Source organism: Glutamicibacter sp. V16R2B1 (assembly GCF_005774635.1).
Taxonomy (GTDB): domain Bacteria; phylum Actinomycetota; class Actinomycetes; order Actinomycetales; family Micrococcaceae; genus Glutamicibacter; species Glutamicibacter creatinolyticus.
In genome coordinates this window covers 83070-108287 of the sequence record NZ_VATX01000003.1, presented here as the reverse complement: position 1 = coordinate 108287, position 25218 = coordinate 83070, and the positions used below count along the sequence as shown (strand labels likewise).

Below are 25218 nucleotides of genomic sequence, written 5' to 3'. Positions count from 1 at the left end.
CGGTGAACCGAACTGCCTGCGGTGCCCGGTCCTGGGGGGACGGGTGCCGCAGGCTCTTTTTATGCCAACGACGGTAAAGGCCCCCGCGACGGCGAGGGTCGCGGGGGCCCCAGGCGTGCAATGGCCGTTCTGGGGTTAAACAGCACCGGGTGAAACAGGAGCCGCGATGGCGGCACGTCCTGTTTCACCCGGTGGTGGCCGGCGCGGCGTCGTTGGCGCGCGGCGGGCAGCTAGTCCAGCTGCATGACGTTTTCGGTGACCACTTCGGCGCGGGAGTTGGAAAAGACATCCTCGGTGCCCACCAGCTTGAAGCCCCGGCGTTCCAGGACCTTGATCGATCCCAGGTTGTCCTGCACCACGTGGGCGAGCAGCGGACGCTTGGTGTATTCGGCGAGGAAGGCATCCACGGCGCTGGTGGTGATGCCCTTGCCCCAGAACTTGCTGGAGGTCCAGAAGTTGATCTCCGGGGTCTTCTCATGCTCGAAGACCAGGATGGACCCGGCCACCTCGCCCTCGTGCTCGATGGTGCGCACAATGACCTTGGGGTCATTGAGGATGGAGGACCAGTGGTGGTTGAACACCGAGCGGTCCGAGGGATTGCGCGCCTGATAGGCAGCCATCAGGTTGGCCTCCGGCTCCTGCTGGTGGGCGAAGAAGTCGTCGAGGTCGGAAGGGCGCACTTCACGTAGATGCACGAGAACAGCCTTTCGTCTTGAAACGGGGACCGCATCGGTCGATACGGCATCAAAATGGGTGGTCGGCACTAGCCTACCGGGGAAGTGAGGGCGGCGAGAGCCATCTGGGACAGCAGCGCCTTCAAACCGGACTTCTTGGTGCGCGGGTTGTGAACCGAATGTGACGTCGAGTTCAGCAGCCCGAAGACCGCATGGGCCCGGAAGCGATTGATTTGCGAGGTCGCGTTCGGGTGCAGCTTGCCCAGCTGGTCCGTCCACAACCCGATGTAGGAGTTCTGCAGCTTGCGAACCAGCTGCAGCTCATTCTTGGGCAGCGACTTCAGGTCGCGGTCCTGCACCTGGATGATGTCCGGGCGCGAGAGCGAGAAGTCGGTGTGGAAGTCCACCAGTCGGCCCAGCACCTCCAGCGGCTCACCGCCGGAACCCACCGCCTTCTGCCCGCCGTCGAGGATGTCCTTGGACATGTCCACCATCAGCGCGATCAGCACGGCCTGCTTGCCGGAGAAATGCCGGTACACCGCCGGCCCGGAAATCCCGCAGGCCGCCCCCAGATCCTCCAGTGACACCCCGGCGTAGCCGTGCAGGGCAAAGAGCCGGGTGGCCTCGCGCAACAGGGACTCGCGCCGCTCGGCCTTGGCCCGCTCACGCTCGGTCGGCTCGCTCAGATGCGGGTAGCTCCTGGCCATGTGAACGCCCCCTTGCACTCGTGGTTCGGCTAACGCTAGACAAGTGTGAACTGCGCCACTAGTCTCGAATTAGTTAATCATTATTAACCTTACGTGCTGTGCCGGGGCGACTCAACGCATTACGCACCGGCACCGCCAAGTCCCTCGCCGTCCCCGGGACCCACCGGCACCCAGGTGCGGCGCGGCCAAGCTGTGGAGGAAGACTCGCATGTTGGAACACGAACTGGATGAGAGCTACCAGGACCTGGTGCAGGTAGTCCGCGAATTTGCCCGTGAGGTTGTTGCCCCGGTCAGCGCCCACCATGATGCCACCCACACCTTCCCGTATGAGGTTGTGGCGCAAATGGGGGAGCTGGGGCTGTTCGGGCTGCCCATCAGTGAGGACTACGGCGGCATGGGCGGGGACTACTTCGCCCTGGCCCTGGCGCTGGAGGAACTGGGGCGGGTGGACCAGTCGGTGGCCATCACCCTGGAAGCCGGGGTGTCCCTGGGCGCCATGCCGATCTACCGTTTTGGCTCCGAGGAGCAGAAGCAGCGCTGGCTGCCGGAACTGGCCGCCGGCACAAAGCTGGGCGGCTTTGGGCTGACCGAGCCGGGCGCCGGATCCGACGCCTCGGCCTCCAAGACCAAGGCCGTGCTGCAGGACGGGCAGTGGAAGATCAATGGGGCCAAGGAGTTCATCACCAACTCCGGCACCGACATCACCTCGCACGTGAGCATTACCGCGGTCACCGGCCAGGACGCGAAAACCGGCGCCAAGGAAATCTCCGCGCTGATCGTGCCCAGCGGCACCCCCGGCTTCACCGTGGAGCCGGCCTACGACAAGGTCGGCTGGCGGGCGAGCGACACCCACCCGCTGAGCTTCAACGACGCGGTGGTTCCCGAGGAGAACCTGCTCGGCGAGCGCGGACGCGGCTACGCCTATTTCCTGAAGATCCTGGATGAGGGGCGCATCGCGATCGCGGCCCTGGCCACCGGCGCCGCCCAGGGCTGCCTGGACGAGGCCGTCGAGTATGCCAAGACCCGCACCACCTTCGGCACGGCGATCGGCAAGAACCAGGCGATCTCCTTCACCATCGCGCGCATGGCCTCCCGGGTGCACTCGGCCCGCCTGGCCTATTATGCGGCGGCGGCGAAGATGCTGGCCGGACAGGACTTCAAGATCGAGGCGGCGCATGCGAAGCTGATCGCCTCCGAGGCGGCCATGGACAATGCGCGTGATGCCACCCAGGTCTTTGGCGGCTACGGCTTCATCAACGAGTCGCTGGTGGCCCGGCACTACCGGGATTCAAAGATCCTGGAAATCGGCGAGGGCACCACCGAGGTGCAGCTGATGCTGATTGCCCGCAGCCTGGGACTGTAGGGCAGGGGCACAGATGAAGCGGATAGAGCAGCGCGGCCTGTATTTTGATGAGCTTCAGGAGGATGCGCTCTATGTGCATTCCCCGGGACGGACCATGACCGAGACCGACAACGTCCTGTTCACGACCATGACCATGAACACCCAGGCGCTGCACCTGGATGAGGTGTTCGCCAGCGCCCAGCCCCTGGGCGGGCGGGTCATGAATTCGATGTTCACCCTGGCCACCATGGTGGGCCAGTCGGTGCCGCAGCTGACCCAGGGCACCATCGTGGGGCAGCTGGGACTGTCCGAGATCAACTTCCCGCACCCGCTCTACCCGGGGGACACGCTGTACACCGAGTCGAAGGTCATCAGCCTGCGGGAGAGCAAGTCGAAACCGGGGATGGGCATTGCCACGTTCGAGCACACGGGCAAGAACCAGGACGGCGTGGTGGTGGGCACCGCCCGGCGCACCTGCCTGATGTTCACCCGGCAAGGGCACAGCGCGGCCGGGTCGGGGCAGTAGCCCGCGGCTGCACGCGGGGCAAACCACGGCGCTGCGCCGGCCCCGAACCCCAGGGTGGTTCGGGGCCGGCAGCCCAGGCTAGCTCCCGCTCTTGAAGGAGAGGTTCTTATAGGACGCGGTGCGCAGGGTGCCGCCTTCGGCCACGTGGGTTTGCATCCCGGGGGCGCGGTCGGTGTTCTGGGCGCTGACCGCCCGCCAGATCTGACCCTCGCGTTCGGCCACGAAGCTGAAGATCCCGGTGCGGGCCCCGGCCTTCTGACCGTGCTCGGTGTTCTGCCCGGTCACCTCCCACAGGGCGTGGACCACCGCATGGTCCTGGCCCAGGGGGCGCACGCGCACCTCGATCAGCGTCATGAAGCTGTCGGCGAAGATCCGTTCAAACCCGTAGGCGTGCCGGTCCATGATGGTTTCGCGGTCGTTCCACCACAGGCCCACCACGTTCACGAAGTCCGCGTCCGTGGCAAAGACGGCGCCCAGGGCCTGGGCGTCCTTCTTGTTCCAGCCTTCGGCGAAGAGCTCGGGAATCTGCTGCGGGGTGCTGGCATTCTTCACCGCCACTGCCTCGTCCGCCTGGTTGCCGTTGTTCGCCTGGTTCTCCATGAGCTGCTGCCCTCCTGCTGACGTTGCTGGGATCCGCGCCGTCCGCCAGCACCATACCGGTGCGCGCCGGCGGGGCGGTGGACCCGAGCCCAGAGTAGTGCGGCGCCCGCGCCCCAGGCGAGCCAACCGGCTCAGAATCACACCCCGGCCAGCTCTTTGGGCGCTCACAGCGTTCACGTCCATAATTGTTGGGTGAGCACCGAATCTGTATTTACCCCCGCCGGGCACCCGCGCCGCGTCACGCTGCTTGGATCCACCGGCTCCATCGGCACCCAGGGCTTGGACGTCATCGCCAAGGCCCCCGAACGCTTTAGCGTCGCCGCGCTCGCCGGAGGACGCAACCTCACCCTCCTGGCCCAGCAGGCCGTGGCCTTCCGCGCCGAACTTATCGGCTGCGCGCTGCCCGACGTGGACGCCCTGGCCTCGGCGGTCGCCCAGGCCGCCGAGGCCGCCGGGGTCAGCGGCTACCACCCGCAGCTGGTCGCCGGTGAGCAGGCGGCCACCACCGTGGCCGGGTATGAGCGTGCCGATGTGGTGCTCAACGGGATTACCGGGGCCATCGGGCTGAAGCCCACCCTGGCCGCACTGCAGGCCGGTCACCTGCTGGCGCTGGCCAACAAGGAATCCCTGATCATTGGCGGGCAGGTCGTCAAGGCCGCCGCCGCCCCAGGACAGATCGCCCCGGTGGACTCCGAACACTCGGCCCTGGCCCAGGCCCTGCGTTCGGGCACCCCAGATGAGGTGGCCAAGCTGATCGTCACCGCCTCCGGCGGACCGTTCGTCGGCTACAGCCGCGAACAGCTGCGCGAGGTCAGCCCCGAGCAGGCGCTGGCGCACCCGACCTGGGACATGGGCCGGGTGGTCACCACGAACTCGGCGACCATGGTCAACAAGGCGCTGGAGGTCATCGAGGCTCACCTGCTCTTTGACGTACCGCTGGATCGGATCGAACCGGTTGTGCACCGCCAGTCGATCGTGCATTCCATGGTCCAGTTCATTGACGGTTCGGTGATCGCCCAGGCCTCCCCGCCGGACATGCGCCTGCCGATCGCGCTGGGCATGAACTGGCCGCACCGGGTTCCCGGGGCCGCGCAGGCCTGTGATTTCTCCACCGCCGCCAGCTGGACGTTCGAGCCGCTGGATGAGCAGGTGTTCACCGCGGTGCGCCTGGCCAAGCAGGCCGCGCAGGCCTCGGCCACGCACATGGCCGTGTACAACGCGGTGAACGAGGAAGCGGTGGACGCCTTCCACGACGGCCGCATCCGCTTCACCGACATCGTGGACACCATCGAACGGGCCCTGGAGGCCTACCAGGCGCCGCAGCAGGCACCCAGCGCCGAGCTGGTGCTGGACACCGACCGCTGGGCGCGGTCCTTCGCCGGGAACTTCATCAAGGAGCTGGCATGAACACACTCATGTTCATTGGCGGGGTGCTGGTCATGGTGGTGGCGATCGCCGCCTCGATCGCCCTGCACGAGGTGGGGCACCTGCTGCCGGCCAAGAAGTTCGGGCTGCGGGTTCCGCAGTACATGATCGGCTTTGGCAAGACCCTGTTCTCCTTCAAGCGCGGGGAAACCGAGTATGGTCTCAAGGCGATCCCGCTGGGCGGCTACGTGTCCATGGTGGGCATGTACCCGCCGCGCGCCCAGGCCGTGGCGGGCAAGAAGCCCGGGCTGATGACCCGCGCGTTCGGGCAGCTGATCGATGATGCCCGCTCCCAGGCCAACGAGCAGGTGGTGGACACCGACGCGGGCCGGATGTTCTACCAGCTGCCGATCCACAAGCGGATCATCATCATGCTCGGCGGTCCGCTGGTGAACCTGGTGATCGGCTTCGTGATGATTGCGATCGTGGTGATGGGTTTCGGAGTCTCCACCGCCACCACCACGGTGTCCGAGGTGTACCAGTGCATGGCCACCGCGCAGAACGCCGACGAGGCCCAGTGCGGTGCCAACGACCGGTCCGCCCCGGCCTACGCGGCCGGGCTGCGTCCGGGGGACACCATCACCTCGGTCAACGGCCAGCCGGTGGCCCACGATGAATGGTACGAGTTGACCGGGGTGATCCGCGAGCACCCGGGCCAGAGCATCGCCCTGGAGTATGAGCGGGACGGGACCAGCCACAGCACCACGCTGACCCCCTACCTGACCGAGCGTCCGCAGCTGGATCCCAACGGCTACCCGGTGAGCGGGGATGACGGCAAGGTGCTCACCGAGCAGGTGGGGTTCGTGGGGATGAGCTCCAGTGTCCAGAACCTGCCCCAGCCGCTCAGCGCGGTGCCGGCAGTGGTGGGCAACCAGCTGACGCAGATCGGCAACGTCATCCTGCACCTGCCCCAGCGCCTGGTGGATGTGGCGCAGGCGGCCTTTGGCACCGAGGAACGCGACCCGAACGGGCCGGTGTCCGTGGTCGGGGTGGGCCGGATCGCCGGGGAAATCAACGCCTCGGACCAGTTGGGGCTGCAGGACAAGGTCGCCTCACTGATCTCGCTGATTGGCGGGCTGAACCTGGCGTTGTTCGCCTTCAACCTGATCCCGCTGCTGCCCCTGGATGGCGGGCACGTGGCCGGGGCGCTGTTCGAAGGGCTCAAGCGCTTCTTCGCCCGGCTGCGCGGGCAGAAGGACGTGGCCCCGGTGGACACGCTGAAGCTGTTGCCGCTGACCTACGTGGTGGTGGTGGGCATGATGATCATGGGCGGGCTCTTAATATACGCGGACATCTTCAAACCCATCCAGATCTTCTAGGCGCCGTGCCGCTACGCTGAAACCATGAAAGTTTTTGCCGTTGAATACGTGTACGCCGAAGATTCCGAAGAACTGCGCAATGAGCACCGCCCGACCCACCGCGGGTACCTGTCCGAATTCCTTGAATCCGACGGTCCGGTGCAGCTGCTGGCCTCCGGGCCGTGCCCGATCACCGATGGGGCGCTGCTGATCATGCGGGCCGAGTCGGAAGAGGCGCTGCGCAAGGTGCTGGATGAGGATCCGTTCAACAAGACCGGCGCCCTGGACAAGACCGTGATCACCCAGTGGAATCCGGTCACCGGCCTGCTGAAGGAATACTCCTCGTAGGCCACAATCCTGCCTTTCCGGTGAACCGCTCGGTGCCTGGCGCACAGGTGCGGGAAATTCCCGGCCCATCAGCAATGGTGGGCCGGGAGTCCTGTTTTAACGCCCCCGCACCCCAGGGGGAACAGCCGATGCGGGTTAGGTGGGAAAACACCGTGAAATCCTCCCGGTGGTTGGCCGGGTCCGGGCTGCCCGGTAGCGTGCGGAGCACAGAAGGACGCACCGGCACCACCGGTGCGCCCCGGACCGACCGCGGAGGACCACCGGCCATGGCCACTGACATGCGCATCGATCAGGACAAACTGCATCAGTACCTCAGCGAGCACCTCTTGGGCTCCCACTCCGGGCTGGAACACTTCAAGGCAGCCGTCGAAACATGGCAGGGCACGGCCAATGAACAGCGTCTGATCTCCCTGGAGAATCAGGTGCACGCCGACCAGGAGGACCTGAAGCGGATCATTGCCCAGCTGGGTTTCGAAGAGCACAAGGCCTTGAAACTCTTTGCCCCTCTCGCCTGGATCGTGGGGCGCTTTAACCCGTTCAACCCCTCCCGCATGCGACGGCTCTCGCTGGCCCAGGTGCAGCTGGATGTGCTGACCGGCCTGCTGAACGCCAAGCTGCGCATGTGGCGAACCCTGGAGCTGATGGTCCCCGAGGAGCCGCGGCTGGATCCGGAACTGCTGGCGGACCTGGCCCGGCGGGCCGAGGACCAGATCAGTCAACTGTGCGATATCAGCAACGACTCTTGGAAGGACCGCTTCATCGACAAGGGCTAGGCGCACAGCCGAGCAGGAAGCCGACCGTCCCGGCCAGGGACGGTAAAGAACAGGAACAGGGGAGAACGAGCAATGGTGTTGCGTGCGAACGTGGTGGGTTCTGGACCCAATGGCCTGACCGCTGCGGCGGTGCTGGCCGAGCACGGGGTGCAGGTGCAGCTTTTCGAGCGCAACGCTGTGGTTGGCGGTGCCGCCGCCTCGGGCCACACCCTGGGTGATGATGTCACCGTGGACCTGGGCGCGGCGGCGCACCCCTTCGCCTACGGCAGCCCGGCATTCGCGCATCTGGGACTGACCGAGGCGGGGCTGGAGTGGGCGTTCCACGACTACCCGCTGGCCCACCCGCTGGACGGGGCCGACTCGGTGCTCCTGCACCGGGGCATGGAGGCCACGGTGGAGCAGTTCCCCCAGGATGCGCGGGCCTGGCGGGTACTGCATTCCCCGTTCGTGCGCCGCCCTGCCGAGATCCTGCGCAACGCCACCAGTCCACTGACCCGCATCCCGCCGCACCCGGTGCTGATGGCCGGATTCGGGATGCGTGCACTGGTGCCCACCGCGCTGCTCGGCCCGGCAATGTTCCGCAGCCGCCAGGCCCGGGCCCTGTTCGCCGGGGCCAGCGCCCACTCCATGCTGCCCATGGAGCACCCGTTCACCTCCGGGTTCGGAGTCCTGTTCGGTGCGCTGGGCCAGACCTGGGGCTGGCCGGTGGCAGGCGGCGGCACCGGATCCATTGCCGCAGCCCTGGAACGGGTGGTCCGCCAGCGCGGGGTGCAGATCCACACCCAGGTGCCCATCCAGGACCTGGATGAGCTGCCTCCGGCCGAACTAAACCTGCTGGACATCACCCCGCGCCAGGTCCTGCAGCTGGCCGGGGACCGGCTTTCGGCCCGATACCGCACGCAGCTGGGGCGCTGGCGCTACGGCACCGCCGCCCACAAGGTCGATTACCTGCTGGACGGCCCGGTACCGTGGCGGGATCCACGCACCGCCAATGCCGGCACCGTGCACGTGGTGGGCAATGCCGAGGAACTGGTCGCGGCCGAACGCGAGGTCGCCCGTGGTCGGCTGCCCGAGCGCCCGTTTGTCATGGTGGTCCAGCCGTCCTCCGCCGACGCCTCGCGGGCCCCGGCCGGAAAGCACGTGGTGTGGGCCTATGCCCACGTGCCGCAGGGCTACCAGGGCCCGGCCGGGGAGAAGATTGATGAGCAGATTGAACGCTTCGCCCCCGGCTTCCGGGATCGAGTCCTGCGCCGGGTGGAAACGGACCCGACCGCACTGGAGGCCTGGAACCCGAACCTGGTGGGCGGGGACATCGGCGGCGGTGCGTTGAACGGGCTGCAGCAGTTCCTGCGGCCCACCGCGTCCCTGACCCCGTACCGGCTTGGGGTGCCCGGGCTGTACATGTGCTCCTCCTCCACCCCACCGGGCGGGGGAGTGCACGGCATGGCCGGATGGCATGCGGCGCGTCAGGCGCTGAAGGATTCCGGGATCCGGGTCTGAACCGGCAGGCCTGATCGGGACAGGAGACAGGGGCAGAGGGGCCTTCAGACCGTGTCCGCGGTCGGCCGGCCCCCGGTCCTGGGACGGGTCGCGGCGTACCAGCCGATAAACAGCAGCACGATCAGGCCAACGTCCACCGCATCCCCGCCGTAGTACATCAGCTGGGCCCCAGCCCGCCCATCCGCGGCCTCCACTCCGACGGGCGGATGCGCGTACAACCACTTCGCCAGAATTGCGTGGGCCGCGATGAAGCTGACCAGCACCGTGGCCCGCATCCGGAACGAGGCCCGGTGCGGATCCGGATCTCCGCCAACCACGGAGGCGGTGAACACGTACCCGGCCAGGAAGATGTGCACGTGAACCACCGCATGGAGCAGCACCGAGGAATGCATGAGGTGATACAGGTCCGTGGTGTAGAGCAGCCACAGCCCGCCGGCGTTCAGGATGCCGGCAACGAACGGATGGGTGAGCACCCGAATCGGGGCCGAGCGCAGCAGCCGGGTCACTGCCCGCGCCTGCCTCACCGGCAGGGCGCGCAGGGCCAGCGTGATCGGGCGGGCCAGCACCAGCAGCAGCGGGGCGAGCATGCCCAGCAGCAGGTGCCCGAACATGTGGGCGGTAAAACTGGTGTGGGCGGCCGTCGCCACCGGTCCAGCCAGCCCGGCCGCGGCACACAATAGCCCCGCATACCAGGCGAGCGTGCGGGGCGCCGGCCAGCGGCCGCGGTTCCGGGAGGTGATCAGTCCCGCCGCGTAACCGAACGCAGCTGCCGCCAACAGCAACACGGCCACAACCTCAAACACCTGCCAGCCCAGGGGCTGGTGGCCATGGGCTGCCAACAGGGCGGCATGGTGGGTATGTCCCATGAAACCGCCTACGTGTCCGTGCGGTGCGGCCGGGCGGGCCACAGGATCAGCAGCCCAACCAGCAGCAGCACCATGGCCGACCCAATCCAGATCGCGTCGTAGGGCAGCAGATCCACGTCGTAGCGGATCTGATGGATTCGCAGGATCTTGTGGTCCACAATCCCGTCAAAGAGCTGGAAGAAGCCCACCCCGGCGATCAACGCACCGCTCCAGCGTTTCCAATTCACGTCGCCCCGGCGCCGCACATCGGCCAGCAGGAACAACCCCCAGATGGTGATGAACCAGCCAAAGGCATGGAAGAACCCGTCGGCGGTCAACGCGACCTCGGTGGTGGACAGGTCATAGAAGTGATGCCACTGCAGCCCGAGGTGAAAGATGAACAGGTCGATCATCGATGCGGCGATGCCGCAACCGAACAGGAACCCGGAGAGGATGGTGCGCCGGGCGGGGTTGATGCCGCCTCGATCCGGCCCGGAGCGTGCCGGCGCACCCCGCCGGTCATTTGCCTCAGCACTGGACATCAGAAAACCTCCGCTTCGGTGTCAGACCATGCCATTGTGTCCCCTATGGGAGCCTGCCCACCCTCGAATCTGCGTGCCGCCTGCCCAGCGCTGTCGCGCCGACTGGCAACCGATGGGCACCCCTTTCCATTTCCCACCGCTGCTGTTAAGTCCCGGCCGCAGCCACTTTGCTCCAGGACGGCTCCGTGCACAGCGGCATCCAAGACCCTAAGAATCCTCGCGCCCACAACCGGAAACCGCAATGGGGCCGCCCTGTTTCCTCGGGGACCTTCAGGCAACGTTCCGTACCCTCCTCGGAGGCGGGCAGGTCCTCAGCGGACATGGCATGAATGGGCCATGGACTGGAATTCAATCTTGGCCCCGACCCTGCCCTTGCTGGAGGTGGTGGTGCGCGGAACCATCATCTTCCTTGCCTTGCTCATCCTGATGCGTGTGGTCGGTCAGCGGGAATCCGGGGGCCTGGGCATCACCGACGTGCTCTTGGTGTTGCTGGTGGCCCAGGCGGCAGCCCCGGGACTGAACGGCGAGGGGGAGTCGATTGGGGACGGACTGATCCTGATCGTCACGATGCTGGTGTGGAGTGTCATTGTTGATGCGCTGGCTTATCGTTTCCCCTTCGTCGCTCGACTGCTCAAGGCCAAGCCGAAGCTGCTGATCAAGAACGGCAGGCTAAACCGGAAGGTCATGCTCCGAGAATTCATGACCCGGGCGGAAGTGGAATCACAACTGCGTCTGCACGGGATTGAAGAAGTTGGGCAGGTTGAACGGGCCTATGTGGAACCCAACGGGATGATCAGCATCGTCCGCCGTGACGGAGGGGAAAGCGAACCCACCGACCCGCCCTTCTGATCAAGGCTCCTGCCGTCCACTGATCCCCGTCGCGGACTGGATGTGGCGCTTCACGCCTCAGGCGGCGTCCGGTTCGGCTTCTGCGCCTTCTGGCCGCTTCTGCCAGGGCCAACGCCCGGTAATCTCCAATTCCAGCGACCAGCTGAGGAAGGTTCGGATCAGCACAATCGCGGCGAGCACCGCAACGCTTTCCATGGACGGGGTGACCGCCACGGTGCGAATGATATCGGCCGCCACCAGCAGTTCAAGGCCCAGCAGGATGGAGCGCCCCAGAAACTGGCGGAACTTTCGGTAGACCTCGCCCTCGCGGCGTAGCAACCGGGTGGCGGCGAAGAGCGCGGCCAGCAGCGTACCGATAATAACGGCGGCAACGCCGACGGCATCCACGGCCCGCCCAGCGGAATCGATGAAGTGTTGAAAGCTGTCCATGTTTTCCTCCTGGTGTCGGATCGGTTCTTGTTCCTTACCGTAGGACTCCGGCTATGCCGGCGAAATGGGTTCAAAGGTTCTCCGAAGTTGGGAGCAGAACGATTCCCAGGGGCAGGAGCACGGAACGCTCTGTCCCCTGGCAATCCACCCGCAAGCCGGCGCGGGGCGGAAACCAGAACGCTGGCCGTGTCCAGCGTCACAGCCCTCAAACGGAATGCAGTACGGAAGGGTACTGTTTAGGTAGTTGAAGCGTCATCAGTATGACGCGGTGTTCTAGCTTCACTATCTAAGGAGACGCCCTATGGCGACCAAGGTCCTGACCCTTGTCGGTTCCCTGCGCAATGGTTCCACCAACCGCCAGCTGGCCGAGGCCACTGTCGAAAACGCCCCGGAAGGCGTGGAAGTCAGCGTGTATTCCGGCCTGGAGAACCTGCCGTTCTACAACGAGGACAAGGACGTCGAGGGCCAGGTTCCCGCCGCCGCCGCGGCCCTGCGTGCCGCAGTGGCCGAGGCCGACGCCCTGCTGGTGGTTTCCCCGGAGTACAACGGAACCATGCCGGCCGTGCTGAAGAATGCCATTGACTGGCTCTCACGCCCCTTCGGCGCCTCGGCGGCCACCGGCCTGCCGACCGCAGTCATCGGCACCGCCTTCGGGCAGTACGGTGGAGTGTGGGCCCAGGATGAGGCCCGCAAGGCCCTGGGAATCGCCGGCGCCAAGGTGATCGAGGACATCAAGATCGCCATCCCGAACTCCGTGGTCCGCTTCGCCGAGACCCACCCGAAGGATGACGCCGAGGTGGCCGAGCAGGTCTCGGGCATGCTCAGCGACATCCGCCGCATCGCCGAAGCCAACTAGTTTCCCTCCAGGCCGTTGCCCGGCCCGCGGGCCCGACCTACCCCTTCGGGCCCACCCCCTGCGTCCCCCGCCAATCCGTTGAAGGCGGGGGACGCGTTCGTACCCGGGCGGCTATCCCGGGCCCCGGGCCGATGCGTGCACCGGTGCCCGGGTGGTTTAGCTCGCATCCGTACCCCTTCGGGCGCAGACAGTGACATACTTGGACTTGAGAACTACCTACAGATCCTTCGGAGGCCTCCATTGACTTCGGTCAAACTCGGCATGCCGGCTGCACCCCCGCCGGTCATCGCCCCCCGTCGCAAGACCCGTCAGTTTAAAGTCGGCAGCGTGGGCATCGGGTCGGACTCGCCAATCAGCGTCCAGACGATGACCACCACCAAGACGCATGACATCAATGCGACCCTGCAGCAGATCGCGGAGCTCACGGCTGCCGGCTGCGACATTGTCCGGGTGGCCTGCCCCACCGACAAGGACGCCGAGGCGCTGAAGATCATCGCGATGAAGTCGCAGATCCCGGTCATCGCGGACATCCACTTCCAGCCCAAGTACGTTTTTGCCGCCATCGAGGCCGGCTGCGGTGCGGTGCGCGTGAACCCGGGCAACATCCGCAAGTTCGATGACCAGGTCAAGGAAATCGCCCAGGCCGCCAAGGACCACGGCACCTCGATCCGCATCGGCGTCAACGGCGGATCCCTGCACCCCAAGCTGCTGAAGAAGTACGGCAAGGCAACCCCGGAGGCGCTCGTTGAGTCGGCGATCTGGGAAGCCTCCCTGTTCGAGGAACACGGTTTCCACGACTTCAAGATCTCGGTCAAGCACAGCGACCCGGTGATCATGGTGCGCGCCTACCAGCTGCTGGCAGAATCCGGGGACTGGCCGCTGCATCTGGGCGTCACCGAGGCGGGCCCGGCATTCCAAGGCACCATCAAGTCCGCGACCGCCTTCGGCGCCCTGCTCTCGCAGGGGATCGGCGACACCATCCGCGTCTCGCTCTCCGCCCCTCCGGTGGAAGAGGTCAAGGTTGGCAACCAGATCCTGGAATCGCTGAACCTGCGCCCGCGCAAGCTTGACATCGTCTCCTGCCCGTCCTGCGGACGCGCCCAGGTGGATGTCTACACGCTGGCCGACAAGGTCACCGCCGGGCTGGAAGGCATGGAGGCGCCGCTGCGCGTGGCCGTCATGGGCTGCGTCGTCAACGGGCCGGGCGAGGCCCGCGACGCCGACCTCGGGGTGGCCTCCGGCAACGGCAAGGGCCAGATCTTCGTCAAGGGCGAGGTCATCAAGACCGTGCCCGAGGATGAGATCGTGGAGACCCTGATCGAAGAGGCGCAGCGAATTGCCAGTGAGATGGGCGTGAACGATGGCGAAAATCCTGCCGCGGGTTCTCCCGTGGTTACCGTCAGCTAAGGACGAAGCCGACCAGGTAACGCGCGTGCTGGGCCGGAGCGATACCCCGGCCCTGCTCGCGATGCTGGATGAAGATCCGGTCACCAATATTTTCCTGCGGGCGCAGCTGGACCAACACCGTTCGGCTGCGCCTGACAGCTTCGCCCAGATCTTCGCGCCCAAAAATCCCGGGGAACTGAGCAATGCGTGCTGGGTGGGCGCCAATATCGTGCCCACCGCCATGCACTACACCTACGCCCAGGCCTATGCGCGTCGGGCCTTGGCCACCCGGCAGCGTTTCGCCTCGGTCTTCGGCCCGCGCGAGGCGGTAATGGCCATGGAGCCGGTGCTGGCCACCGGACCCCAGCGCATCTTCGATGTGCGCGCCAACCAGCCGCTGATGACCATCGAAGACCTTTCCCCGGTTCCGCCGGCCACCACGCTGCGCACCGCCACCCTGCAGGACTTCGATTTGGTGCTGCCCGCCAGTGCGGCCATGTTCGAAGAGGAGTTGGGCTACTCGCCGCTGGAAAGCGGGGGAGGGTACTACCGCAGCCGGGTGCGCAACATGTTGCGCCAAGGCCACACCTTCTTCGATGTGGACCAGTACGGAGAGGTGATCTTCAAGGCGGACCTGGGCACCGTGACCGCCAAGGCCACCCAAATCCAGGGCGTGTGGATCAACCCCCGCTACCGCGGGCAAGGGCTGGCCGCCGGGTACATGTCTGCCGTGGTCAACCACGCGCTGAGCTTCGCGCCGGTCGCGAGCCTATATGTCAATGACTACAACACTGCGGCGATCCGCAGCTACGAGCGCGCGGGTTTCCGCCAAATCGGCACATTCGCGACCATTCTGTTCTAACCTTTATTGAGGCGAATTGGCGCGCCCAAGGATATTTTCAAGAGCCGTGAATCATGAGGCGAAAGGCTGGGCAATGATACTGCGCAGTGGACGTCGCTTCACGGTGCTACCCCTGATGGTGGCATTATCCGCGACAATGGCTGGCTGCAGCGCGGAACCGACCGATGCCGCCGAAGGCGGTTCCCAGGCGGCGGCCATTGAACGTTCCGCGAGCCAGATGCACGATGCACTGAACGAATTTTCCCAGGGGGCCAAGGACGCTCACCTCATCGACGACGAAGAGCTGCGCCGCACCATTCCTGCCGCCCAGAGCTGGCTAAAGGACATTAAGGTCAACCCCGCTGAATGCGGCCCGATCATGGACATCCCCCTGGCTGAGCAGCTGGCCGGCGCCACCATGGCACTGCTGGAAACCGATGAGGGCACCGTGGCCGCGGCTGCCTTCAAGGACACCCAGACGCTAAACGACCAGCTGGCCAAGGACGATGAATTGTCCAGCAAATGCACCCGATACACGGTGCTGCGCGGGGACAAGCACGTGGCCTATCACCTGGCCAAGCAGCCGGTGTCCTCCGGTGCCGAGTATTCCCGCGCCCACCTGCTCACCAGCAGCGATGGCTCGGCGGCCATGCAGCAGATGGTGGTGCGCGCGGCCCACGGCAACCTGATGGTCACCATCAGCCAGCCACTGGATAGGAAAAACCAGGCGCAGCAGCTGGAACAGGCGAGCGAAGATGCCGATCGGGTGCTGGAGCTGGTGCGCGACCAGCAGTAGCCGAGAACCGCAGACCCGCGGCGGGCAGGGCGTGGTGGCGCGCCGCTTCAATTCAAATACATGGAATGAATCGATCCGAGCGGCAGAAAAATCCCGAAAAAGTTCGCGTCACGAGTTTTATTTCCAATCATTATTCTAATAGACTGCTCGAGAACGATCATCTAACTTGAGGGAGTAGCCATGAAGAAGCGTTCGCTGATGATTCTGCCGCTGGCAGCCGCATTTGCCCTGTCCGGTTGTGGAGGATCCGACAACAGCGGATCGAACGACTCCGCGCCCGCCGACGCCGGCCAGGCCCAGAGCCAGCCGGCCAACGAGGCCCCAACCCTGGATGGCGCGCAGGTCAAGACCGTGGCCGAATCGATGGTGGAGGGCGAGGAGAAGGCACAGGTGCTCGACGGGGACACCATCGCCGCGAACATGCCCCAGGCCAAGAAGATGATCGATGAAATGAAGATCGAGCCGGCCAAGTGCGCCGAGGTGATCGCCGAGCAGAGTTCCTGGGACGTAGAAGGCATCAACATGGCGGTCGCCACCGTTGTGGACGGCACCAACGCCAAGAGCTACTCCGTGGCCTCCTACGAAGATGACGCCAAGCTGGAGGCCGCCCGCAAAGGCGCCGAATCCAAGGACCTGAACGGCTGCGACAGCTTCACCATGGAGGCCCAGGGTCAGAAGCTGACGGCGTCAGCAGAAATCCTCGACGGCACCTCGGACGCAGAGCTGACCGTGGTGACCAAGACCAATGTCGCCATGGACGGAGTGGACGTGCCGATGAACAGCATCAGCGTCCAGGCCCTGGACGGGCGCACCGCCATCTCGGCCAGCGCCTCGGGCGACGTGAAGGACAGCCAGGACCTGATCGACTCCCTGATCAAGGACGTCAACAAGGGATTGGCGGAGGCCAAAAACGTCAAGTAACCTAGTGCAGCCGGATTTCGAGCCGTTCAACGACACGAAATCCGGCTGACCACCCGGCTTCACGCTGTTCGCGGCGTGCCCGGCCCGGGCAGGAAAATCAACCACACAAGGAGTTCGCAGTGCAGAAGCGCTCAATGATGATCCTGCCCCTGGCCACAGCGTTCGTGCTGGCAGGCTGCAGCGGTACCGTGGAATACGGCAGCGGTGCCGCGCCCACGGCCAGCACAACCCAGTCCCCGGCGCCCGTCTCATCGGAAAATTCGATTCTGAGCGATGAGCAGGCCATGAAGGTCGTTGAACAGTTGCTCGGGGACGCCGAAGGCGCCCACATCCTGACCACCGAGGAACTTAGGGCCCAGTCCCAGGCCATGAAGCAGCATTTCGACGGGGTGCAGATTGAGCCGGCCAAGTGCCGTCAGGTCCTGGCCGGCTCCTCGCTTAGCGACCTGGGTGCCTCCACCCAAGTCGTTGGCACCTCCCAAACCGCTTCCTCCAGCCGCACCTATCAAGTGATCTCCCTGGATGACACCAAGCTGGACGCCGTGCGGCAGCTGCTGCAACCCGACAGCTTCGACGGGTGTGAACAGGTCACCGAACACGTCAAGGGTCAGGACATCGAACGGCAGATCAAAACGCTGCAGACCAACCTCGCTGCCGACCAGGCATCCGCCTTCCAGCTCACCACCACCGGTCCGCAGGGCAGCAACACCACCGCCGTGGCGGTATCCGTCCAGGGGCTGCACGGCAACGAGTACGTTTCGGTCACCGATGTCGTCATGAGCACCCATGGTGGTGAGGAAGTCGACGTTCAACAGGTGCTTTCCTCACTGGCCAAGAACGCCAACAAGGCTTTCGCGGCGCTTGAGTCCATGCGCTAGGACCCGCGGCGGCTCCGGCGCACATCCAAGTCAAGACCCACTGGCTCGACGGGTGGTTCATCGGTCTCTTCGCCCGTCCGTTCGTGGTGGTTGACCATATGGAATACGAGACAGCCTGGGGCAGTTCGCTGGGCGTTACCACCCCGTCCGGCACGGTCTGCATCGGCGCCGGGATTCGGTACACCCGGCGGGGCCAACTGCTTGGCCGTGTGCCGCAACAACGGACCATAACCCCCACGCCCCAGGAATCGGCACAGCTGCAGATCATCTTTCGCAACGGACCCTGGAACCATTCCCCCTTCGCCGTTGCCCGGTGGCAGCAGCACTAGGGAAAGAACCCCGGCGGCAATGCGCTACGTCGTTCGACAGCTCGGAACAGCGGCCGAAAGCGCGGTACCGGGCCCGTCATGCCCAACAAGGCAATGTGTTTGGGGCCGGTGTGACCGGCTAAGATTGTTGGTGGCCGTCAAATCGGCCAAACCCACAAGATTTGCATTGCTAAGTTCATGGCCCACCGGTCACTCCGGTCGAGGTGTGCAACTTACGGAAAAGGATACGACGCGTGGTTTTGAAGCTTTCCACCATGTTCCTGCGCACCCTGCGCGAAGATCCGGTTGACGCCGAGGTTGCCAGCCACAAGCTGCTGGTGCGTGCCGGTTACATCCGCCGTGCCGCCCCGGGAATCTACACCTGGCTGCCGCTGGGCCTGAAGGTGCTGGGCAAGGTCGAAAACATCATCCGCGAGGAAATGAACGCCATCGGTGGCCAGGAAGTGCACTTCCCGGCGCTGCTGCCGCGCGAACCCTACGAGCAGACCGGGCGCTGGACCGAATACGGGGAGGCGCTCTTCCGGCTCAAGGACCGCAAGGACGCGGACTATCTGCTGGCCCCGACCCACGAGGAAATGTTCACCCTGCTGGTCAAGGACCTGTACTCCTCGTACAAGGACCTGCCGGTGTACCTCTACCAGATCCAGCACAAGTACCGTGATGAGGCCCGCCCGCGGGCCGGCCTGCTGCGTGGGCGCGAGTTCATCATGAAGGACTCCTATTCCTTCAACATCGACGACGAGGGCCTGGACGAGGCGTACGCCGCACACCGCGCCGCCTACCTGAAGATCTTCGAGCGCCTGGGCCTGGAAGTCGTTCCGGTATATGCCCAGGCCGGAGCAATGGGCGGGTCGAAGTCCGAGGAATTCCTACACCCCACCGAGATCGGCGAGGACACCTTCGTGCGCTCCCCGGGTGGCTACGCCGCCAACGTGGAGGCCGTGACCACCGTGGTGCCCGAGTCCATCGACTACGCGAACGCCGAACCCTTCGAGGTGCTGGACACCCCGGACACCCCGACCATCGAAACCCTGGTTGCCGCAGCAAACCAGCTGCGTCCGCGTGCCGAACGCGAATGGGAAGCCAAGGACACCCTGAAAAACGTGGTGCTGGCGATCGTGGACCCCGAGGGCGAACGCCACCTGGTCGTCCTGGGCGTGCCCGGGGACCGGCAGGTCGATGAAAAGCGCGTGGAAGCCACCATCGGCGCGGCGCTGGGCATCAATGGAGAGGTGCAGGTCGAACAGGCCAGCGCCGAGGACCTGAAGAAGCACCCGGAAATCGTCACCGGCTACCTGGGCCCCGGCCTGGGCCGCGACCAGCAGCTGCTGGGCGCCGAAACCAGTGGGAAGATCACCTACCTGGTTGACCCGCGCGTGGTTCCCGGCAGCGCCTGGATCACCGGGGCCAACGAACACGGCAAGCACGTGTTCAACCTGGTTGCTGAGCGCGACTTCACCTGGGACGGCACCATCGAGGCCGTCAACGTGCTGGACGGTGACCCGGCTCCGGACGGCTCCGGGCCGCTGAGCACCGAACGCGGCATCGAGATGGGCCACATCTTCCAGCTGGGCCGCAAGTACGCCGAGTCCCTGGACTTGAAGGTGCTGGACTCCAATGGCAAGCTGCAGGTGGTCACCATGGGCTCCTACGGTGTGGGCGTCACCCGCGCGGTCGCCGCCCTGGCCGAGTCCTACCACGACGAGAACGGGCTGACCTGGCCCCGGCAGATCGCCCCGGCCGACATCCACTTGGTGGTCACCGGCAAGGGAGCCGAACTAATGCAGGCCGGCGCGAAGCTGGCCGAGGAATTTGAGGCGGCCGGGCTGGATGTCATCTTCGATGACCGTCCCAAGCTCTCGGCCGGCGTGAAGTTCTCCGACGCCGAGCTGATCGGCGTGCCGACCATCGTGGTGGTCGGTCGCGGCCTGGCCGACGGGCTGGTGGAGGTCAAGGACCGGGCCACTGGCGAACGGCGCGACGTGAAGCTTGATGAGGTCGTCGCCGAACTGAGCAAGTAGCGTTGCCACCCCGGCGGGAAAGCACCCGCCGGGGTTGATTCGATAGCAACTTCGGTAAGGAAGCAGCGCGTGCAAGAGCTCCTTGATTTCCTGTCGGTCAACTCCGAACCGGTCGCCGCCTGGCCGCTGGCCCTGCTGCTCCTGGCAGGGTTCGCCGCCGGGTGGGTCGACGCGGTGGTCGGCGGCGGGGGACTGATCCAGCTGCCCGCGCTGCTGCTGTTTCCGGGCATCACCCCCGTCCAGGCGCTGGCCACCAACAAGCTCGGCTCCATCTTCGGGACCACCACCAGCGCCATCACCTACTACCGGCGCACCAGCCCGGATCTGAAGACCGCCATCCCCATGGCCCTGTGCGCGCTGATCGGCGCGTTCGGCGGGGCCGGGATCGCGGTGATCCTGCCCACCGAACTGATCGAACCGATCATCATCGCCGCGCTGGTGGCGGTGCTGATCTTCACCATCGCCAAGCCGCGGGCCGGGGAGCTGTCCCAGCTGAAGTACACCGGAAGCGCCCACTACCTGCGGGCGGTGCTGATCGGGGTGGTGATCGGGGCCTATGACGGGATGATCGGCCCGGGCACCGGTTCGTTTTTGATCATCGCGATGGTCACCGTGCTCGGCTACAGTTTCCTGGAGGCCTCGGCGAAGGCCAAGATTGTGAACCTGGCCACCAACCTGGGGGCGCTGCTGCTGTTCCTGCCCGGCGGGCACGTGCTGGTGGGCCTGGGCCTGGCCATGGGCGTGATGAACATGCTCGGCGGCTACCTGGGCGCGCGGATGGCCATCTCCAAGGGCAGCAAGTTCATCCGGGTGATCTTCGTGATCGTGGTGGCCGCGCTGATCATCAAGCTCGGCTCGGATCTCATCCTCGGAAAATAGGGCGCCGGGTCACCAGACCATGCGGCCGCGGGCAAACCCAGCATGGGGGCAGCAGCCGCTTAAAGAGGTGGACCCATTGTCCTCCCGCATGAAGCGGCGGGAAGACAATGGGCCAAGGCTTCCTCCCCCAAAGAAGCCCGATCCGGTTCGTGGCGTACTGCTGCGATGCACCCGTGAAGGGCGCCCGTCTGAGCGGTGAAGACCTGCCAAGTGAACCCGATCCTCATTGGGCAACCAGGCGAAGGATCTGACCTGGCCGCCGAAATGGTGCCGGGAACGCCCCATACCGATCCCGGTGTTTGATCATTTCCCTTTCAGCTTGACTGATTCACAAGCATTTTTCGTCATACCAGGACGGTATCTTTCCCCTCCTGGGTTGCAGAGGCCACCGGGCAGGGGACAGGCCAGGTCAACGGGCCACTGCTAGGCAGGCACCGGGTCGTCGGGGTGCACGAACCCCGAACGGTAGGCCTGCGCCACCACCGCGGCCCGGTCCCGGGCCCCGGTCTTGAACAGGATCCGGGCCACATGGGTTTTTACAGTGGCCTCGCTGAGCACCAGGGTGTCGCGGATTTCCTGGTTGGACAGCCCGGCCGCGACCAGGCGCAGTACTTCCTGTTCCCGTGGGGTGAGCACCTCGGTGATGTCGGTGGGCACCGCCGAGGAGGCGCGCAGCCGCTGCACCAGGCGCGTGGCCGCGGTGGCATCCAGCCAGGTGTCCCCGGCGGCCACCCGCCGGATCGCGTCGGCGATCTCGGTGGGGGAGGCGTGCTTGAGCAGGTAGCCGCTGGCCCCGGCCTGCAGCGCCTGGACCACCACGTCCTCGTCGTCAAAGGTGGTCATGATCAGCACCCGAACCAACCGGTCCGGGTTCCCCTTCGATTCGCGCACCAGCTCCCGGGTGGCGGCCACCCCGTCCATGCCCGGCATCCGCACGTCCATGAGCACCACATCCGGGCACGAGCTGCGCGCCAGCTGCAGGGCCTGCTGTCCGGAACCAGCCTCCCCGATGACCCGAATGTCATCCTCGGCCATCAACAGCATGCTGATTCCGGCGCGCACCAGCGGCTGATCATCGACAATCAACACATCGATCATGCTCACTCCTCCTCGCTTCCCGACACCCCGTCCGGCTGCAGCCCCGGCGCCATGCCCGGCCCGTTAAGCCCCGTCTGCTGCGGCGCTCCGGAGCCGGACAGCTCGCCCTGCCCGGTGACCGGCAGGGCGGCCTTGAGCAGGTAGCCGTTGCTGGTCGCTCCGTGGTCCAGCGTGCCGCCCGAGACGCTGATGCGTTCGCGCAGTCTCAGCAGCCCGTACCCGCCGGAGACCCCGGGCTTCTTGATCAGCCCTGAGATCGAACGCACCGTGAGCACCAGCTCGCTGCTGCTCCAGTCGATGCCCAACTCCACCTTCGCCCCGGTGCCGGCGTGCTTCATCGAGTTGGACAGGCCCTCCTGCACCACCCGGTAGGCGGCGTGGCTGATGCTGGGGTCCAGTGGCCGTTCCCTGCCGGTGACGTGTTCCTCCACCTCCAGTCCGGAGGCGCGGGCCGAGGCGACCAGTTCGGCCACATCCGCGATGCTGTGCGGCCGGTCGGAGGAGCCGTTGTGCTCGGCGCTGCGCAGCATGCCCAGCAACCGGTGCAGTTCGCGCATGCTTTGCTCGGCGGTGGATTGCACGTCCTCCAGCACCTTGTCCACGTCCACCCCGTCCTTCCCGCTCTTGAGCACGGTGCGCACCCCGGCGACCTGCAGCACAATGGCGGTCATCGAGTGGGCGACCGAGTCATGCAGGTCCCGGCTGATGCGCAGCCGCTCGGTGGCGGTGGCCTCATCCAGCGCCTCTTCGGCCCACCGGCGCTCGGTGACCAGCTGGTGGTCATTGTTCAGCAGGGCCCGCCCGGCACTCCAGGCGGCCAGGCTCAGCAGCGTCCACAGTCCCACCACGATGAACGTGGTCACCAGGGATACCGGGCCGTCATACGTCAGCGCGTTAAAGGAAATGACGCCAATCGGGTAGACCGAGCCAGCCAGCGCATACACCGACTTGCGCCCTGGCACGTTGCGGGCCACCAGGAACAGCGCCATCAGGTAGCCGCCCATGTATTCGAAGGTCTCCACGCCCAAGGCCACGCTGGCCATCAGCATCATCGCGATATAGCCGTACCAGGGGGAGCGGCCCAGCAGGAGCCAGGCGTAGGCGATCACGCAGAGGCTGAACAGCAGCCAATACGGCACCTGGAAGCTGCCGATCATCGGCGGCGCCGTGCTCCAGATCGCCAGGTCAATGCCGAAGACCAGGAGCGTGGCGACGGTGCGCATCAGGCGGGGTCGTTTCAGCATCGCGGCAACCAGGGGAAGTAGTGGCACCAACCCGGCTGGCGCACCGGGTCACCCGGCGGGCGGGGCGGTTCCAGCCCGGGCGGGAAGGCGTCCCCGCTCACCTCCAGGGTGCCGGCGGGCAGCTGCAGGGCGCTGAGCGGCTCCCAGTTCCCCTTTCCGGTGGTGCTCTCATGGACCTTGAGCACCCCAAGGTCCCGGCCGTTGACCGTGACGGTGGCCGATTCATCCAGCCCCGATGCGCGTACCAGCACGGCGTCATCCCGGATGGCCCAGCCGGTCAGCAGCAGCCGGCCCCAGTGCACCGGGATCGTTGCCGCGCGCGGCCATCCGGGCGTGCCGTGGGCAGCGCTGCTTGGCGGCCGGTCACCGGGTTCCGGACCGGACTGATGGGACATGGTGTTCTCCTCATGAAGGGTGCAAGTGATGCTGATCGGTGCGAGTGACAGTATCGTGACACATTTAGTGGCCCACGGGCATCATCCGTGAACGGTACATGCGTTGATCATCCCAGTTCAGCCCCGGGTGCCTGTTCGCCCCGGCACGGGATGTGGAGCGGCTTCGGCCGGTGCGGGCAGCCGGGTGCGGCAAGGACGCCGGCCCCCGATGTTACGGGGCTGCTCACGCCACCGCTGCTTCGGCCCGTGCAGGACGGAAGCACGGGGCCGGTGAACGCGCGCGAAGTCTTGACCCTGGCGATTCGTCCGCCGTTGCGTTGAATGAACCTATTTCGCCTGATTGAATAACGGTACGTGGACAGCTGTCCCCAACGAGGAAAGTGTCCTCATCGAGACTGTGCAGGGGTGGAACATGGCCAAAGACCAGGAAGTGAACCATGAAGCCGGAAGCGTGGGTGACACGGTACAGAAGGCGGCTGAGGCGCCGCCGGCGGATCACGCCTCAAAGCCCAAGCTTCCCACGGAGCTGAAGCTGCGTTCCTGGCGTTACATCTTCAAACGCTCGATCAACGAATTCGCGGGCAAGAAGTGCACGGACCTGGCCGCAGCCCTGACCTACTTCACGATGCTGTCGATCTTCCCGGCGCTGCTGGCGATGGTTTCGTTGCTCGGTGTGGTGGGCCAGGCGGAGAAGACCACGCAGAATCTGCTGCAGCTGCTGGGTGAGGTGGCCAGCGACCAGGTGGTGCAAACCCTGAAGCAGCCGATCGAGCAGTTGACGAACGCCCCGTCCGCGGGATTCGCGTTGGTTGCCGGTCTGCTCGGTGCGCTGTGGAGCGCCTCGGGCTACGTGGGTGCCTTCGGTCGAGCGGTGAACAAGATTTATGACGTGCAAGAAGGCCGCCCGTTCTACAAGCTCAAGCCGATCCTGCTGCTGATTACCCTGGTGCTGCTGGTGGCAGCCTCGCTCATGGCAATCCTGCTGGTCGTCTCCGGACCCATCGCCCAGGGTATTGGCCAGGCACTGGGACTGGGGGAAAGCGGCATCCAGGTCTGGAACATCGCCAAGTGGCCGGTCATCGTGATCTTCGCGGTGATGCTCGTGGCCATCCTGTACTACGGCACCCCCAACGTGAAGCAGCCCAAGTTCCGCTGGATCAGCGTCGGCTCGGGCATCGCCCTATTGGTGCTGGCCCTGGCCACCGTCGGCTTCTTCTTCTACGTATCGAACTTCGGCAACTACAACAAGACCTACGGCGCCATCGGTGGCGTGATCGTGCTGCTGCTATGGATCTGGATCGCCAACAACGCCCTGCTCTTCGGTGCGGTCTTTGACGCGGAGATGGAACGCGGGCGCGAGCTGCAGGCCGGAATTGAGGCCGAGGAATCCATCCAGCTGCCGCCACGAGACACCTCGGCGGCGCAGAAGAAGGAGGAGAAGGAAGAAAAGGTGATCCGCCAGGGGGAGGAGCTGCGCTACTCCAGCGAACTGGCAGCTGAGGAACAGCGTGAAGCCGCCGCACGGGAAGCAGAAAAGCCGCGCGACACCTAGACCCACTTCTCTGGCACCATGGGTGTCTACGACCCACCAGGACCGCGAGGTCCGGAGAGCTGTTGAGAAACACTGTCCGGTCTCGCGGTTCCTTTTATGGTCCCACGGGCTGGGCAGCCTTTTTGGCGATACGCGTTCAGTTTGTTCCACGGGGAAGCCGGACC

Annotated in this window: 26 protein-coding genes; 17 read left to right on the top strand and 9 right to left on the bottom strand. The window is 65.6% G+C overall.

The annotated features are described in order from the left end of the window. Positions 1-230 precede the first annotated feature (230 nt). Positions 231-695: a GNAT family N-acetyltransferase gene (locus FDN03_RS01380; RefSeq protein ID WP_138173364.1), complete on the bottom strand. Its 465-nt coding sequence runs from the start codon at positions 693-695 to the stop codon at positions 231-233. Between the two features lie 68 nt (positions 696-763). Then, positions 764-1381 carry a TetR family transcriptional regulator gene (locus FDN03_RS01375; RefSeq protein ID WP_054821527.1) on the bottom strand — a complete coding sequence of 206 codons (618 nt, stop codon included), beginning with the start codon at positions 1379-1381 and terminating at the stop codon, positions 764-766. A gap of 208 nt (positions 1382-1589) precedes the next feature. Between FDN03_RS01375 and FDN03_RS01370 the strand changes: the two genes are divergently transcribed. Together FDN03_RS01370 and FDN03_RS01365 are read left to right on the top strand one after the other, a co-directional pair. Continuing rightward, positions 1590-2744 carry an acyl-CoA dehydrogenase family protein gene (locus FDN03_RS01370; protein WP_138173362.1) on the top strand — a complete coding sequence of 385 codons (1155 nt, stop codon included), beginning with the start codon at positions 1590-1592 and terminating at the stop codon, positions 2742-2744. 13 nt (positions 2745-2757) lie between these two features. Beyond that, positions 2758-3249: a MaoC family dehydratase gene (locus FDN03_RS01365; RefSeq protein WP_138173360.1), complete on the top strand. Its 492-nt coding sequence runs from the start codon at positions 2758-2760 to the stop codon at positions 3247-3249. A gap of 78 nt (positions 3250-3327) precedes the next feature. On the opposite strand, the gene FDN03_RS01360 is transcribed toward FDN03_RS01365, so the two are convergent. After that, a complete protein-coding gene (locus FDN03_RS01360) occupies positions 3328-3849 on the bottom strand; it encodes an SgcJ/EcaC family oxidoreductase (protein ID WP_138173358.1) in 522 nt (173 codons plus the stop codon). Positions 3850-4041: 192 nt separating this feature from the next. Here FDN03_RS01360 and dxr point away from each other — a divergent pair, with 192 nt between their 5' ends. The 5 genes from dxr (at position 4042) to FDN03_RS01335 (ending at position 9193) form a co-directional block, all read left to right on the top strand. Beyond that, a complete protein-coding gene (dxr, locus tag FDN03_RS01355; protein WP_138173356.1) occupies positions 4042-5256 on the top strand; it encodes a 1-deoxy-D-xylulose-5-phosphate reductoisomerase in 1215 nt (404 codons plus the stop codon). Then, on the top strand, positions 5253-6593 hold the full coding sequence (locus FDN03_RS01350) for a site-2 protease family protein (RefSeq protein ID WP_138173354.1): 1341 nt from the start codon (positions 5253-5255) through the stop codon (positions 6591-6593). Before dxr ends, FDN03_RS01350 begins: the two co-directional genes overlap by 4 nt. A 24-nt stretch (positions 6594-6617) precedes the next feature. Beyond that, entirely contained in the window at positions 6618-6920 is a 303-nt protein-coding gene (locus FDN03_RS01345; RefSeq protein WP_138173352.1) for a YciI family protein, read from the top strand. 266 nt (positions 6921-7186) lie between these two features. Next, positions 7187-7693 carry a hypothetical protein gene (locus FDN03_RS01340; protein ID WP_249354167.1) on the top strand — a complete coding sequence of 169 codons (507 nt, stop codon included), beginning with the start codon at positions 7187-7189 and terminating at the stop codon, positions 7691-7693. A gap of 72 nt (positions 7694-7765) precedes the next feature. Beyond that, entirely contained in the window at positions 7766-9193 is a 1428-nt protein-coding gene (locus FDN03_RS01335; RefSeq protein WP_138173350.1) for an NAD(P)/FAD-dependent oxidoreductase, read from the top strand. A gap of 44 nt (positions 9194-9237) precedes the next feature. On the opposite strand, the gene FDN03_RS01330 is transcribed toward FDN03_RS01335, so the two are convergent. Both FDN03_RS01330 and FDN03_RS01325 read right to left on the bottom strand, forming a co-directional pair. Further along, entirely contained in the window at positions 9238-10059 is an 822-nt protein-coding gene (locus FDN03_RS01330; RefSeq protein WP_138173348.1) for a cytochrome c oxidase assembly protein, read from the bottom strand. 8 nt (positions 10060-10067) lie between these two features. Further along, positions 10068-10580, bottom strand: coding sequence for a DUF2243 domain-containing protein (locus FDN03_RS01325; RefSeq protein WP_138173346.1), 513 nt, complete (start codon positions 10578-10580; stop codon positions 10068-10070). A gap of 336 nt (positions 10581-10916) precedes the next feature. Here FDN03_RS01325 and FDN03_RS01320 point away from each other — a divergent pair, with 336 nt between their 5' ends. After that, a complete protein-coding gene (locus tag FDN03_RS01320; protein ID WP_138173344.1) occupies positions 10917-11429 on the top strand; it encodes a YetF domain-containing protein in 513 nt (170 codons plus the stop codon). A 57-nt stretch (positions 11430-11486) separates the two neighbouring features. Here FDN03_RS01320 and FDN03_RS01315 read toward each other — a convergent pair whose 3' ends face one another. Then, positions 11487-11858, bottom strand: coding sequence for a DUF1622 domain-containing protein (locus FDN03_RS01315; RefSeq protein WP_054820842.1), 372 nt, complete (start codon positions 11856-11858; stop codon positions 11487-11489). A 301-nt stretch (positions 11859-12159) separates the two neighbouring features. On the opposite strand from FDN03_RS01315, the gene FDN03_RS01310 reads away from it, so the two are divergent. The 8 genes from FDN03_RS01310 (at position 12160) to FDN03_RS01275 (ending at position 20765) form a co-directional block, all read left to right on the top strand. Then, positions 12160-12714: an NADPH-dependent FMN reductase gene (locus tag FDN03_RS01310; protein ID WP_138173342.1), complete on the top strand. Its 555-nt coding sequence runs from the start codon at positions 12160-12162 to the stop codon at positions 12712-12714. A gap of 240 nt (positions 12715-12954) precedes the next feature. After that, a complete protein-coding gene (ispG, locus tag FDN03_RS01305) occupies positions 12955-14121 on the top strand; it encodes a flavodoxin-dependent (E)-4-hydroxy-3-methylbut-2-enyl-diphosphate synthase (RefSeq protein WP_138173340.1) in 1167 nt (388 codons plus the stop codon). Between the two features lie 25 nt (positions 14122-14146). Further along, complete coding sequence (locus FDN03_RS01300; protein WP_249354165.1) at positions 14147-14962, top strand: DUF4081 domain-containing GNAT family N-acetyltransferase; 816 nt, start codon at positions 14147-14149, stop codon at positions 14960-14962. Between the two features lie 136 nt (positions 14963-15098). Beyond that, positions 15099-15737, top strand: a complete 639-nt coding sequence (locus FDN03_RS01295; protein WP_138173338.1) for a hypothetical protein — start codon at positions 15099-15101, stop codon at positions 15735-15737. Positions 15738-15917: 180 nt separating this feature from the next. Continuing rightward, the gene (locus FDN03_RS01290; protein ID WP_138173336.1) at positions 15918-16658 is read left to right on the top strand and encodes a hypothetical protein; all 741 of its coding nucleotides are present in this window, start codon (positions 15918-15920) and stop codon (positions 16656-16658) included. A gap of 119 nt (positions 16659-16777) precedes the next feature. Beyond that, positions 16778-17536, top strand: a complete 759-nt coding sequence (locus tag FDN03_RS01285; protein WP_138173334.1) for a hypothetical protein — start codon at positions 16778-16780, stop codon at positions 17534-17536. A 562-nt stretch (positions 17537-18098) separates the two neighbouring features. Next, a complete protein-coding gene (locus FDN03_RS01280; protein WP_054820847.1) occupies positions 18099-19886 on the top strand; it encodes a proline--tRNA ligase in 1788 nt (595 codons plus the stop codon). Between the two features lie 90 nt (positions 19887-19976). Further along, positions 19977-20765, top strand: coding sequence for a TSUP family transporter (locus tag FDN03_RS01275; protein ID WP_138173434.1), 789 nt, complete (start codon positions 19977-19979; stop codon positions 20763-20765). 423 nt (positions 20766-21188) lie between these two features. On the opposite strand, the gene FDN03_RS01270 is transcribed toward FDN03_RS01275, so the two are convergent. From FDN03_RS01270 to FDN03_RS01260, 3 genes are read right to left on the bottom strand one after another with little or no spacing between them, the layout of a single operon-like run. Further along, the gene (locus tag FDN03_RS01270) at positions 21189-21863 is read right to left on the bottom strand and encodes a response regulator transcription factor (RefSeq protein ID WP_138173332.1); all 675 of its coding nucleotides are present in this window, start codon (positions 21861-21863) and stop codon (positions 21189-21191) included. Positions 21864-21865: 2 nt separating this feature from the next. After that, positions 21866-23107: a histidine kinase gene (locus FDN03_RS01265; protein WP_138173330.1), complete on the bottom strand. Its 1242-nt coding sequence runs from the start codon at positions 23105-23107 to the stop codon at positions 21866-21868. Continuing rightward, the gene (locus FDN03_RS01260; protein WP_138173329.1) at positions 23101-23502 is read right to left on the bottom strand and encodes a hypothetical protein; all 402 of its coding nucleotides are present in this window, start codon (positions 23500-23502) and stop codon (positions 23101-23103) included. Before FDN03_RS01260 ends, FDN03_RS01265 begins: the two co-directional genes overlap by 7 nt. 412 nt (positions 23503-23914) lie before the next feature. On the opposite strand from FDN03_RS01260, the gene FDN03_RS01255 reads away from it, so the two are divergent. Continuing rightward, on the top strand, positions 23915-25054 hold the full coding sequence (locus tag FDN03_RS01255) for a YihY/virulence factor BrkB family protein (RefSeq protein WP_138173327.1): 1140 nt from the start codon (positions 23915-23917) through the stop codon (positions 25052-25054). The last annotated feature ends 164 nt before the right edge of the window (positions 25055-25218 follow it).

Bases quoted from the DNA above. Each gene is read 5' to 3' on its own strand.
- FDN03_RS01375 (WP_054821527.1), bottom strand. From the start codon at position 1,381: ATGGCCAGGAGCTACCCGCATCTGAGCGAGCCGACCGAGCGTGAGCGG.
- FDN03_RS01370 (WP_138173362.1), top strand. From the start codon at position 1,590: ATGTTGGAACACGAACTGGATGAGAGCTACCAGGACCTGGTGCAGGTA.
- FDN03_RS01365 (WP_138173360.1), top strand. From the start codon at position 2,758: ATGAAGCGGATAGAGCAGCGCGGCCTGTATTTTGATGAGCTTCAGGAG.
- FDN03_RS01360 (WP_138173358.1), bottom strand. From the start codon at position 3,849: ATGGAGAACCAGGCGAACAACGGCAACCAGGCGGACGAGGCAGTGGCG.
- FDN03_RS01350 (WP_138173354.1), top strand. From the start codon at position 5,253: ATGAACACACTCATGTTCATTGGCGGGGTGCTGGTCATGGTGGTGGCG.
- FDN03_RS01345 (WP_138173352.1), top strand. From the start codon at position 6,618: ATGAAAGTTTTTGCCGTTGAATACGTGTACGCCGAAGATTCCGAAGAA.
- FDN03_RS01340 (WP_249354167.1), top strand. From the start codon at position 7,187: ATGGCCACTGACATGCGCATCGATCAGGACAAACTGCATCAGTACCTC.
- FDN03_RS01335 (WP_138173350.1), top strand. From the start codon at position 7,766: ATGGTGTTGCGTGCGAACGTGGTGGGTTCTGGACCCAATGGCCTGACC.
- FDN03_RS01330 (WP_138173348.1), bottom strand. From the start codon at position 10,059: ATGGGACATACCCACCATGCCGCCCTGTTGGCAGCCCATGGCCACCAG.
- FDN03_RS01325 (WP_138173346.1), bottom strand. From the start codon at position 10,580: ATGTCCAGTGCTGAGGCAAATGACCGGCGGGGTGCGCCGGCACGCTCC.
- FDN03_RS01320 (WP_138173344.1), top strand. From the start codon at position 10,917: ATGGACTGGAATTCAATCTTGGCCCCGACCCTGCCCTTGCTGGAGGTG.
- FDN03_RS01315 (WP_054820842.1), bottom strand. From the start codon at position 11,858: ATGGACAGCTTTCAACACTTCATCGATTCCGCTGGGCGGGCCGTGGAT.
- FDN03_RS01310 (WP_138173342.1), top strand. From the start codon at position 12,160: ATGGCGACCAAGGTCCTGACCCTTGTCGGTTCCCTGCGCAATGGTTCC.
- FDN03_RS01295 (WP_138173338.1), top strand. From the start codon at position 15,099: ATGGCTGGCTGCAGCGCGGAACCGACCGATGCCGCCGAAGGCGGTTCC.
- FDN03_RS01290 (WP_138173336.1), top strand. From the start codon at position 15,918: ATGAAGAAGCGTTCGCTGATGATTCTGCCGCTGGCAGCCGCATTTGCC.
- FDN03_RS01270 (WP_138173332.1), bottom strand. From the start codon at position 21,863: ATGATCGATGTGTTGATTGTCGATGATCAGCCGCTGGTGCGCGCCGGA.
- FDN03_RS01265 (WP_138173330.1), bottom strand. From the start codon at position 23,107: ATGCTGAAACGACCCCGCCTGATGCGCACCGTCGCCACGCTCCTGGTC.
- FDN03_RS01260 (WP_138173329.1), bottom strand. From the start codon at position 23,502: ATGTCCCATCAGTCCGGTCCGGAACCCGGTGACCGGCCGCCAAGCAGC.
- FDN03_RS01255 (WP_138173327.1), top strand. From the start codon at position 23,915: ATGGCCAAAGACCAGGAAGTGAACCATGAAGCCGGAAGCGTGGGTGAC.